Source organism: Melioribacteraceae bacterium 4301-Me (assembly GCA_041538185.1).
Lineage (GTDB): Bacteria > Bacteroidota > Ignavibacteria > Ignavibacteriales > Melioribacteraceae > Pyranulibacter > Pyranulibacter aquaticus.
In genome coordinates, this window is sequence record JBGORM010000011.1 from 38,970 (window position 1) to 51,273 (window position 12,304).

The window sequence follows — 12,304 nt, forward strand, 5'->3', positions numbered from 1 at the left end:
CCCTTGAAGGTATTAATTGATGACGGATTATCAACTATTAACAAGTTAACTGGTATTGGGTATCAAGCAATTAACCTTTATTTATCACTGAAGAAAATAATTTTCTGTGATATTACCGATTTTAATTACTTAAGGAATCTACATAGGTATTTAAGAAGATTTATCTATTTTTTTCATTCAAATTATTTAGTTAAAAAAAATATTTATGATATAATTCACTATCAAAATTATTATGTGCCGTTCTTAAAAGGAAGGGCAAAACAAATTGTCACTATCCATGATTTGGGAGCTTTCAAATTCCCGGAAACGATTCCTTACCTTTATGTGAAGTACAATCAACATTCAATACTTAATGCATTAAAACGAGCAAACGGCATTATTGTGCCCTCAAGTTCAATAAAAGAAGAAATCAGCCAGTTTTTTTCGAAAGTATCTCCAGAAAAAGTTTTTGTATGTAACAATGGTATAAGAGAGGTTTTCTGGAAATCAACTATAACAAGTAAGTTTTTAGAAAGTCATAATGTGAAGCCATACAGTTATTTTTTCTTCATTGGCAGCCTTTCAAGAAGAAAGAATCTTAAATTTATTTTAGAAGCTTTTATTAAAACAAAGCAGAATCATATAATTAATAAAGATACACAGCTTATTTTAGCAGGTCAGTTTTGGTGGGGGTCGTTGGATTTTAAACACCTATTGCGTGAGGACCTTGGTATAAAAACATTTGGTTATTTAGATGATGATGCAATAGTGGAATTGTATAAATACAGCAAAGCTCTTATTTTCCCCTCGTTGTATGAAGGATTTGGTATGCCGATAATTGAAGCAATGAGTCAGAATATTCCAATAATAATTTCCAATATTCCTACAAGTAGAGAACTAAATAAAAAACATAATAATCAAATGTTGGAATTTGAGATTGATAATCAAGAATCATTTATTAATCAATTGAAGAAAGTGGATAAAGATTATGATATCATTAAACAGAGATTGGACTATGGTGACTTATCAATTTATCATTTTAATAAAATTGCTGAAGAACATCTGAGGATTTATAAGTATGTGCTAAATAGTGACTTTTAAGGTGAGTAAATAATTTTTTTATAAAGTACGATTTCTCAACAGGCCTTTTCATTAGCTTATCAGAATAAGCGTCCTTTCTTCTTAAAACTAAAGCATTAATTTAATAACAAAGTGAGTCATAATAATTTTTGTAAATAAGTCTTTCTTAAAATTAATTTAATCATCTCATATGAACTATGATTGTTTTATATAACAAGGCCTATTTACGTTAAGCTTTTTAAGTAGATATTACAGGTAAAAATAGCAGTTAATAGATACTTTCTTTAATAAATTGTAAAAAAATCTATTTATCCACCAATATATTTATTCTGAGTTGGAACAATTATTGTTCATCTTAATTTATTATACAACTTCTTTTTTTAATAATTTTTCCAATAATAGTCATTTTACAAATAAAAAAGCGAGGAATAACATGAAAAAGTTAAAAAAATTGCCTGTTTCATTCTTATTATTAACAGTTTTGTATACTGCCCCAAAATTTGTTTCAGCTCAAACATCACCAATGCCTACTTCTCCCCCAGGAACAAATACTGTAACATTTAATTCGGCTACAAATGAATACTTTTTCTATTTTAATTCAGATACTCTTTATAGGTATAATATAGGCACGCTACCAAATCCTTATGAAACAGGGGGAAATCTGCATGCTTTGAAAGCAAAAGCAAATAACGGCAATTGGTTTTGGCCAAGCAATGTTGGTGGAATTGGAGCAGAATTATCAGGATTTGAGAAAAAACCTTGGGATAATGGGGTAACTTTTCAATGTCTAACACCCAATCCCTTTCAAAGTGGTAATACAGTAATATCATATTGGCGAATGTTATATAATGGAGATTACCTTGATTATAAATACGAAATGACAATTTCGGGGAGAACACTAATTATTAAAGTAGAAGTTCTTAATAATTCCACTAAAGCCACATCATTTGAATTTGATAGATGCGAAAATGCTAATGATAAAAGAATAGTCAGAGTTCCATATCTAACACTTTTTAATATTTTATACTCTGATAATAGTTATACTTCATTATTTGTTGACTGGGAAGTTACAAACGCTTCAACCATTTATCCTTTTGATCCAGGTGAGTATGCTGTACCAGACTGGGTGTCAACAAAATCCATTAGGTTTGCTCAAAAGGTGAGGTATAATGCAAAAACTAATGGGATTAGGAATCCTCTCAAAGAGACTATTTATTTAACTGTTGCATCAGACATTAGAAATGTCTTACCGAATATTGTTGCACCTAATGCTCCATATAAATCTATTGCAGCAAGTAAAACTGTTTTGTCCTATGGACCCCCATATCCATGGCTTATAGAACCACCAGAATGTAGCGGCTATGCAATTTCTTCTTTAGAACCTAGTTATCAACCATATGCTGTAGGGGATGCAAAGTATGGAAACAATTACAAGCTTCTAAACCTTTTAAAAAAAATGGGTGTAAATGGGCTGAATGTTATTATTAAACAATATCAGTATAAGGGATTTGATAGTGGCTATCCCCAGTTTTTACCAGCAAACACATTCATTTCAGGAAGTGATAGTTGTTCCCTTACCAATATATGTAGTAATATGACAGATAACAATCTTCTTATACGAACAAGGGATACGATAGTAATCAAATTGGGGTATAATTTTGCTTTGCATGAGAATTATATGGATACTTATACAAACTGGGATGAGTACTATTCGCATACTGGAGATTTAGCTAAAAATTCGAATGGTCAATATCTGCTTAATTGGCCGCGTGGGGGGTGTAATGGTTCAGATACAGCGCGTGTATTTAATGCTGGCAAAGCAAGTTATTATTTATCAAATTACGGATCAGGTCAGATAGTATCAGCCATGGGTAATCACAAACCTAATTGGTGCTATTTAGATGTACATTCTGCTCATAATCCTTCTAACATAGTTGATTATGATGCAAGTGTTAATAAAGATAGCGCTGGATATTTTAAATATGTTCTTCATAAATATCGCAACTTACCCAGTTTCCTGAGAACAAATTATTCTGGGCCTGTACAAGGAGAGGGAAATAATCATTTTCTTTATCTTGGTTATTTCGATGATCTTGAGGCACGACTTCACACTGCGGACTATACGCTGTACGGTTACAAAGCCCCCTTGCTTGTTGACTTCGATTTACTGAAAATGCATGGAAAGTCTGCGCTTCACGGTGTTGGTCATTGTGGTAGTTTTTTCGCTCCTACTCCTGGTGCAGATAGTGTTTATGCAACTATTTCAAACAGCCAAGTATTAACGTATATGGCAACAGAATTGGCGTATGGACATAGCGGTTTAATAACAAAGCAAAATGTAATTGATCATACAATTAATCAGGCATTATTAGAGTACAAGCATATTTATCCTATTCAGGAACTTATTTTCAGTACAACACCATCAACTATAGAATATTATAGAAACGGTATCGGTCCGTATACGGCTTCTCAATACATAAGTCAGTTTGTTGGCTGGGATGATTATACTTCTCCAGACTTTATGTCACAACTTAAGGTTACTTATAGCAACGGAATCATTATTTGGGTTAACAAATCCGAAGAAAATTGGACAATTTATCCCGAACAAGTATTTGGCTGGTACAGCTGGCATGCTAGTATTAACGGCGGTTCTGTTGAACTATTTGCCGGCAATAATTTCCCTAAGAGTAGTTCATTTACACTGCCATTTGGAAACGGTTGGTTTGTATTTGTACCCAATGGTCTTGGTAAAACCCAAAGTGCTGGCGGTTTGGAGTCGAATAGCTCTCCTGGAATGTTACCAACAGATTTTGATTTGTATAATAATTATCCTAATCCCTTTAATCCAGAAACAATAATTAAATTCGATTTGCCTGAGAACTCAAAGGTTGTAATTACAATTTATGATATTCTCGGCAGAAAAATTTCAACATTATTTGACGGCGTAAAAGAAGCGGGTTACCATTCAATAAAATGGAATGGTTCTAAATTAGGCAGCGGAGTTTATATTTGCCGTATGGAAGCTTTGAGTGAATCAGATAAACATTTTAGCAAAGAAATCAAGATGATGCTGCTCAAATGATAAGTGGTAACCATCATGTATAACCGCTAAGGACGCAAAGTGACGCTAAGTTTAATTTATATCTTTGTGCTCTTAGCGGTAGCACTTTTAACATACAAGATTTTATTTTTGATCAGACTTGGAATCGATCGTGGTTTAGGAAAACTTTCGAATTGTTTCCAATACTCTCTCAGGCTTTAAATACTGCATGCAACTATTTTCGCACGTTGGCGAATAATAACAATCACATTCAAAGTCCGGTTCTAAAATTTTTCCTCTGCCGTATAAATAAAACTCATTTTTGTTAAAGATATTATTGAAAAGAATTAATTTCTTTTTTAATCCTATTGCAATATGCATTGCCATTGTAACTGCTGTAACTACTATGTCACAATTATTGACCAGATTCATAAAGGTTTGTAAGTTAAAATAGCCGAAATATTTGGCACCACTTTCTTTTTGAATAAATTTATTTTTTTCGTTTTCCTGCTCGCCACCCAAAAGAATAACTTCATAATTTTCTTTCAGTAAATTTTTTGCAAGCTCAATCCAGTATTCTGTTGGCCATAATCTTGAAGTCCATCTTCCGCCACAACCTGTATTTAACCCAATAACTTTTTTGTTTTTGTTTATGTCAAAATTTGTTTGTACTTCGGGAAGTTCTAAGACATATTCCTCACCACTGAATTCATAATCACAAATCTCAAAAATCTCCTGCATGTAATTTTTTGTGTTTTCCTTACTTACATCGTCAAATAATCCCGTAAGCCATTTGTGATGTTCAGCTTTGTTCGATATTGGTTTGGCATGTCCAAACTCATCGATTGTAAATCCGGATTTTCTTTTTGCATTTATAGAATTAGCCAGAGAAACTGCCAGTGCATCTTTATCCAAATTAATTAACCAGTTGAATTCAATATTTTTCAATAACTCTAAATTTTCTATTGTTGGATGGAGAATTCTGTTTACCCACTCGCTACTTAAAATTTCTGGAGTATAAGTCAACCAAAAGAATTGATAATTGGGAAATTCTGCTCTAAGTTTCCGAAGTAGCGGGGTAGTTCTAATCACATCTCCAATTGCACCAAGTTTTATAATTAAAATTTTGCCATCGGAATTCTTATACTCTGGGCAGTCAACACAGTGGTATCCATATTGCTTATGTGGTTTGCATGGAACATCGCCACGAAAAAATTTACAATCTGTTTTTACAATCATGCTCTCTTATGTTTGTTTTAATAGTTAATCAAAAATAAATAAATTATTATTTTCAGGCTATTTTTCTTATTTTTTGTGATAGAAACTTAACCTTCCTAAAGGATAAAAATAATTTTGTACGGACTTCTGTAAGTGAAAATACTAATTATAACGCCTCGTATCCCTTATCCACCATATCGTGGTGATAAACTCAAAATCTTCAACATTTGTAAAAACCTCGCTCAAAAAAATTATATAAAGGTTCTAAGCTTTCATGAAAATAAAAAGAGTATGGAATATATTGCTCACTTAAGGAAGCTTGGTATAAGTATTGACACTGTTAAACTTTCCTTTTTTAATTCTCTACTGAATCTTATAAAGGTAGCTTTTTCAAATATTCCCTTTCAAGTTGCATATTTCTCGTCTAATAGAATGAAAAGTAAAATAAAAACTATTCTTGAAAATGAAGAATTTGATGTTATCTATTTTCATCTTATTCGTACTGCTCAGTTTTTTGAGGCTACTAATGGTTCTGACGCTCTTAAAGTTATAGATTTTACTGATGCTGTCTCGCTTTATTTATCACGATTTGTAAAGATTATAAAAAACCCTTTAAAGAAATTTGCAGTTAAGATTGAACTTAAGCGAGTTAAAGAATATGAAAAAATCTCTGGTAAGTTTGACACACTTTTTGTCTGTTCGCAAAAGGACAAAGAATATCTTGAGCATAAGAAAATTCATCATAATATTCAAATACTAAAAAACGGATTTGATGCAAGTTATTTTTCACCTGGTAGTTTAGGCTATGAAAAGCATAGAATAATATTCACAGGAAATATGCCATATTTTCCTAATAAAGATGCTGTAAGCTACTTTTCAAAAAAAATCTTTCCTAAAATTCTAAAAAAATATCCCGATTCTAAGTTTTACATAGTAGGGCAAAAACCCCCTTACTCGGTTAAAAAATTAAAATCAAGTAATATAATTGTTACTGGTTTTGTTGAAGATATTAAACAAGAATACTTAAAAAGTGAAGTTAATGTAGTACCTATAAGATTTGGTGCGGGTACATTAAATAAAGTTATAGAGTCCTTAGCTTTGGGTGTCCCGGTTATTGCCACCTCAGTGGCAGTTGTTGGATTGCCAGACGAATTACAAGAATATATTTTTATTGCAAATAGTGAAGATGAATTTGTTGAAAAGGTCTGTTTTGTTTTCAATAATCCTCCAGTGCGGGCTAAAATTATTAATGAAGCCGCAAAAAAAATTCAATCTTTGCTTGCATGGGAAAAAATTGTGGCGGAATTCGAAAGTTATATTTCATCTAAAGTAAAAAAATAAGTTAATTTATTTTTGACAAATTGTTATGGAAATGAAAATTGCTTTAGTTCACGACTGGCTTACTGGAATGCGAGGCGGCGAAAAGGTCTTAGAAGTTTTATGTGAATTATACCCGCAAGCAACACTTATAACTTTACTTCACAATAAAGGCTCTCTTTCTTCTACTATAGAAAAAATGAGTATCAAAACTTCGTTTATAGATAGATTGCCTTTCAAAGAAAAAAAATATAGAAATTACCTTCCATTGTTTCCTTTGGCTATTGAATCAATTGATTTTTCAGAATTTGATCTTATTATATCTTCTAGTCATGCTGTTGCTAAAGCTGCTAAACCTAATAAAAATGCCTTACACATTTGCTATTGCCATACACCAATGCGGTATATCTGGGATATGTATGATGATTATTTCGGAAAAGGCAAGGCTAATTTTTTTGTTAGAAAAGCAATGAAATTAATTTTACCAAAACTTCGCCAATGGGACGTTCGTACAAGTAATCATGTCCATTATTTTATTGCTAATTCTAAAAACGTGGCAGAAAGAATAAAAAAATATTATCAAAGGCAAGCTGATGTTATTTATCCCCCGGTTGATACATCGCTTTTTTCTTTGTCAAATAAATGTGAAGATTATTTTTTGATAGTAAGTGCGTTGGTGCCCTATAAAAGAATTGATATTGCTATTGAAGCTTTTAATAAAATTGGGGAAAAATTAGTTGTTGTTGGTACAGGTCCAGAAGCTGACAAATTGAAAGCTATTGCAAAGAAAAATATAGAATTTTTAGGCTGGTGTAATAATGAACAGTTAGCAAAAATTTATAGTGGTTGTAAAGCTTTAATTTTCCCGGGTTTAGAAGATTTTGGAATTGTTCCACTTGAAGCAATGGCTACAGGCAAACCAGTTATTGCATTTGCTAAAGGTGGGGCACTGGAAACAATAATAGGAGAAGGCGAGAACTCTACAGGTATCTTTTTTTATGAGCAAACTTCAGATGCATTAATTAATGCTGTAAAGATTTTTGACAAAAAATATTTTGACCCACAAAGAATTCGTCAACATGCTTTACAATTCGACCGCTCTTTATTTAAGGAAAAATTAAAAAATTATATAGAAGAGAAAATCGCAATTCATTTAAAAGCAAAATAGAATAAAAAGAATATAACGGGCTTTCTAAAAAGTATAGCCAAAGGCTTCGACCAAAGGCTGATAAACCCTTGGCTCGAATGAACCGCTGGTTCTAATTATCTTTCGGCTAAAAAATTTTTTGAAAAGTAGGTTACAAACGCGATGTGGATTGCGTGGATTTATACAGTCTAAAGTTGTGTATACCACTGTGTACTAATGATTTTCCAGGAATCTAGTCTAAAATTACTTTTTAAACAACATCGATTTATTTGTAGGATGGGAATACCTGTTAAACTTACTAAGCTGATAATCTTGATAACCAAATGTGACTTATTTGTAAAATTAGTTTAGAACCTTATTCATTACCCTTTAACCTTAGTAACATCCTATAGACCATAGGACAATTTACCTTATTACCTTATTTTCTTTGAATATGTTGTTTCATCTTGTGTTTTGTATTGCTTCGTTTCATTACATTACATGCATAATAACTGAAATAAAGGCCACTGTATGCCCTTTTTTTTATTAGGGCTTTATGTAATGTTGTCCGTTTGTTAATTGTTTAAGAGGTTTGTCAACAAACCCATTCGCCGATAACGTTGATTTAACTATCGTCAGACTTCCACGTAGTTTGTCGAGTCGTTTGACTTCAACAGAGACGGGTGACATTTAAAGTCCGTTTCATCAGCGTTCCATCTATAAATTAGTCTTACTTTTTATCCTTATAAGTTAAAAAATAAGCTGATATTTTTATAATCATATCTCTCAAAATAAGAAACACAACTGTGCAATAAATCAAGAGCAAAGTTAGTCCGACTAATAAAATTTTCATAGCTGTTTGTTCATTAATATTATCAAGTGCAAATAAGTATTGAGACAAATTCTTGCAAAGAATTATAATAATTGTAGTAATCAATGCAATAAGTAATAATTTAAGAGTAATAACTCGATCAAACACCACCCTTTTAAAACGAATTAAATAATAAATTAAGAAACCGCTATTAAGCCAGCCTACAGTAACCCATGTTATTGCCAATGCTTCTATGCCTGAAAGTACTTTGGAAAGAAAGAATAAAACGATAGCCTGAATAAAGACAAAAAGTAAATTAATTGCGATTAAATTCTTTGCGGATTTTAATGAATAAAAAATATTTGCCAGAACTGGACTCAACAAAAAAGGAATTAATGCAATTGCCATTATTTGCAAAGCGTGAGACGTTTCTACGCTATCATGCAGTGTAAAATGCCCTCGTTGATAAATTACTTGGATTATCGGCTGTGATAAAACAGAAAAAAGTAAAACGAAGAATATTGATGTCAAAACAGAAACAAGAATCCCTTTATTTGTAGCGTTGTAAAATTCTTTTATCTCACCCTCGTTAATTAATTTTGTTTGAATTGGTAAAAGTGATGTGCTAATTGCAAAGCTAAATATTGTAAGAGGTAATAAAATTACTTTTAAGGCGTACTGATAATGAGAAAATGTTCCTTCAACAAAGGAGTAGGCAAAATATCTCTCGATTAAACCTGAGAGACTTGGTATTAATGAATTCCCAAATATTAAAAGAATGACTGTACTCCATCCAAATATATTGAATTTATTATCCAACGAGTTTTCATAGAAATTTTCTTTTGTTTTTTGTGTTAAATCTATTCGATGAGTTAAAAAAATCTGGTAAATAAAGAACAAAACACCGCCGATAAGTAACCCAATAGGTAAAGAAATAATACCAAAGTATTTCGTCAAGAAAATTAAAGAGATAATTGAAGATACATTTAAAAAAACTATCATTTGTCCAGGATTTGTGATTTTCCCCTTTAATTGTAACACTGCAGCAAATATGCCGGAGGGGACTAAAAAGGAAGTTAAGATAAATAGTAATCTTGATGTATTTATTGCAGTTTGTGCGGCAATAGTAGATTTAGTAAAAATTAATGGTAAAATAAAGCCAGATATTGGATATAGAATTAGGGAAACAATAAATGAGAAGATGAATATTTTAACACCGATATTGAAAAGTGATTTGTAAAAAACATTCGAATTTTTGATTTGTGTATAGTATGATAATGTGCCAGATAGAATTGAAGAATTAGCTGCAATTGCAATATCAAATAGCAGAAGAGTCGTGAGATAAGCATCAGTTATTTCTGTTGCACCGAACTTAGATGCCATTAAAATTTCGCGTAGAAAACCAAGTAAGCGACCCAACAACGCAAACGCACTTAATCCAATTAACCCATGCAGCCATTTTTTCAGCATTTTTCTAATCTTTTATTTTTTTGCTTTGTTAAGAGACTTCTGAAAAATTCGATGAGTCATTCCCGTGAAACTTGTTCTCACGTAATTGGGGAACGGGAATCCATTGTTTTCAAAGTAGGGGGCTGTCTAAAAAGTAATTTTTCAATTTTAAAATCCGTGAAAATCTGTGTTGTCTGTGTTCTATTTTTTTAAAAAAATCTTACTTTTTAGATAGCCCCGACAACCACTGAAAATTCTATTTTTCAAATGTCTCGTTATAGTAACATTTCAAATAAATTTTTTCTGTTTCATTAATCATTTTGTTTAAACTAAACTCTCTCGAAACTTTCTTAAAAGCTTGTTCGGCTAATTGTTCGCACAGTTGTTTGTTATTCAATAAATGTATTATTGCCTTAGATAACGCTTGATAATTTTTAGGGGGAATAAGAATGCCTTCTTTTCCATTTTCAATAATTTCAGTTATTCCATTAACATTGGTAGCAACAATAGGTTTTTTAGATGCCATAGCCTCTAGGAGAACAAGCGGCAGACCTTCCCATAATGAAGGTAGCACAAAAATATCAAATTGTTTTATTAAGCTTGGTATATCAGTTCTGCTTCCTAAGAAAGTGAAATAGTTTTCAACTTTACTTTTTTTTGCTAAAAGTTCTAAATCATTTCTAAGTTCACCATCTCCAACAATAACGAATCGAACGTTCTGATAATTTTTTATTACATCTTCTGATGCTTTAATTAAATATTCGTAACCCTTTTGGGGGTGCAGTCTTCCAACTGAACCGATAATAGTTGTATTACTTATTTTTAATTTAATTGTACTTTTTTCAATCTGATTAGATTGGGTAAATTGGTCAATATCTACTCCATTAAAAATTACAGCTGACTTTTCTTTTCTTACTATGCCATATTTCATGCCCAACTCAAAATCATTTTTAGCAACACAAATTGTACAATGGGTAAATTTTAGTAAGAATTTATCAATTACTGTATAAATTTTTTTTTGTAATGGTTTATCAAAGTTCAAATAATGAATTCCGTGATAGGTATGAATTACAGCACCTTTAAAATTTTTGATTGCTGCAAGTCGCCCGTAAAAACCAGCCGTACCGCCGTGTGTATGCAAAATGTCAGGAGAAATTTTTTTAATTAGTTGATATGTTTTTATTAAGGAAAAAATGTTGGGACGATTAGAAATTTTCAATGGATGAACTTTAACACCAATCTTATTTAACTCATCTACTAGATAACCACTTTTTTCACAAGCTACTTCAACATCAAATTTTGACTTATCTAATCTTTGCGTAAGCCAAAGAAGATGCTGCTGACCACCGCCAATTTTAGCTTCATCAATCATCATAAGTATTTTTATCTTTGACTGGCTCAATTTAATTTCCCAGTTAATTTTAAATAAATTCTTAGTAATGCATGTTCAAATTTAGGTCTATGCTTTTGATAATAAAGTATTTGACTTTCGCGGTATTTCTGAAAAAGAAACCTTTGATTTGAGCTTGTCAAACTTTTCCCTCTTAAGTGAATTAAAGATACCTTAGGGAAATAAATTATTTTTTTGCCTTTTGCAATTGCCCTTGCACATAAATCTTTGTCTTCATAATACATAAAAAACGACTCATCAAAACCGTTTAATTCAAGGAATAGTTCTTTTTTTATGAATAATGCCGCGCCTGTAACCCATTGTTTTTCTTTTTTTAATAAATGCTTTTTACTAATATAATTAAGTGCAACTTTATTTTTTTTGTCTACTAATTTGTAAAGTATTTTATCTAAAAATTCTCTGTACAAAGAAGGAAGTTTTCCACAAGACAGTTGCAATGAATTATCTTCATTGAGCAGCTTTGGTCCTATTATTCCTATATGTTGATTAAGCGAAAATTCTTTTTCAATTTCTTTTAGAATTTCGGATTTAATTATCACATCGTTGTTTAAAAAAAGTAAAATATTACCCAAAGCTCTTTGTGCGGCCAAATTATTTGCTGCACCAAATCCTAAATTTTTTTGAGAAGTTATTAATTTAATGTTTGGGAAATCTTTAATAAGTTCAAAAGGACTTTGTTCGGTTGAGTTATTATCGACAAGAATAATTTCAAAATTGTCCGTGTGAAACCTTAAAAAAGATTCAATTGCAGTTCTTGTTAGATTAATATTGTTATGCTGAATAATGATGACTGAAACCATAATTCATAATTAGACACGAATTACACGAATTAACTCTAATTTTATTAAAAGTTTATGTTAATTAATGAAACTC

At 31.3% G+C, this 12,304-nt stretch carries 8 protein-coding genes; 4 read left to right on the top strand and 4 right to left on the bottom strand.

The window, feature by feature from the left end; translation table 11 throughout:
* Positions 1-3: 3 nt before the first annotated feature.
* Positions 4-1,080, top strand: a complete 1,077-nt coding sequence (locus ABRY23_13705; GenBank protein MFA3784110.1) for a glycosyltransferase — start codon at positions 4-6, stop codon at positions 1,078-1,080.
* A 412-nt stretch (positions 1,081-1,492) separates the two neighbouring features.
* A complete protein-coding gene (locus ABRY23_13710; protein MFA3784111.1) occupies positions 1,493-4,141 on the top strand; it encodes a T9SS type A sorting domain-containing protein in 2,649 nt (882 codons plus the stop codon).
* A 135-nt stretch (positions 4,142-4,276) separates the two neighbouring features.
* Here ABRY23_13710 and ABRY23_13715 read toward each other — a convergent pair whose 3' ends face one another.
* Entirely contained in the window at positions 4,277-5,338 is a 1,062-nt protein-coding gene (locus tag ABRY23_13715; GenBank protein ID MFA3784112.1) for a glycosyltransferase family 9 protein, read from the bottom strand.
* 132 nt (positions 5,339-5,470) lie between these two features.
* Between ABRY23_13715 and ABRY23_13720 the strand changes: the two genes are divergently transcribed.
* Both ABRY23_13720 and ABRY23_13725 read left to right on the top strand, forming a co-directional pair.
* Entirely contained in the window at positions 5,471-6,658 is a 1,188-nt protein-coding gene (locus tag ABRY23_13720; GenBank protein ID MFA3784113.1) for a glycosyltransferase, read from the top strand.
* A 25-nt stretch (positions 6,659-6,683) separates the two neighbouring features.
* On the top strand, positions 6,684-7,802 hold the full coding sequence (locus tag ABRY23_13725; GenBank protein ID MFA3784114.1) for a glycosyltransferase: 1,119 nt from the start codon (positions 6,684-6,686) through the stop codon (positions 7,800-7,802).
* Positions 7,803-8,490: 688 nt separating this feature from the next.
* Here the strand turns inward: ABRY23_13725 and ABRY23_13730 are convergent.
* The 3 genes from ABRY23_13730 to ABRY23_13740 form a co-directional block, all read right to left on the bottom strand.
* A complete protein-coding gene (locus ABRY23_13730) occupies positions 8,491-10,041 on the bottom strand; it encodes a lipid II flippase MurJ (GenBank protein MFA3784115.1) in 1,551 nt (516 codons plus the stop codon).
* 235 nt (positions 10,042-10,276) lie between these two features.
* Positions 10,277-11,422, bottom strand: coding sequence for a glycosyltransferase family 4 protein (locus ABRY23_13735; protein ID MFA3784116.1), 1,146 nt, complete (start codon positions 11,420-11,422; stop codon positions 10,277-10,279).
* The gene (locus ABRY23_13740) at positions 11,419-12,231 is read right to left on the bottom strand and encodes a glycosyltransferase family 2 protein (GenBank protein MFA3784117.1); all 813 of its coding nucleotides are present in this window, start codon (positions 12,229-12,231) and stop codon (positions 11,419-11,421) included. The genes ABRY23_13735 and ABRY23_13740 overlap by 4 nt, the downstream gene beginning before the upstream one ends.
* Positions 12,232-12,304: the final 73 nt, after the last annotated feature.

What these genes read in the sequence shown, in the direction of transcription:
- ABRY23_13710 (MFA3784111.1), top strand. Translation starts at nt 1,493, where the DNA reads ATGAAAAAGTTAAAAAAATTGCCTGTTTCATTCTTATTATTAACAGTT.
- ABRY23_13715 (MFA3784112.1), bottom strand. Translation starts at nt 5,338, where the DNA reads ATGATTGTAAAAACAGATTGTAAATTTTTTCGTGGCGATGTTCCATGC.
- ABRY23_13725 (MFA3784114.1), top strand. Translation starts at nt 6,684, where the DNA reads ATGGAAATGAAAATTGCTTTAGTTCACGACTGGCTTACTGGAATGCGA.
- ABRY23_13730 (MFA3784115.1), bottom strand. Translation starts at nt 10,041, where the DNA reads ATGCTGAAAAAATGGCTGCATGGGTTAATTGGATTAAGTGCGTTTGCG.
- ABRY23_13740 (MFA3784117.1), bottom strand. Translation starts at nt 12,231, where the DNA reads ATGGTTTCAGTCATCATTATTCAGCATAACAATATTAATCTAACAAGA.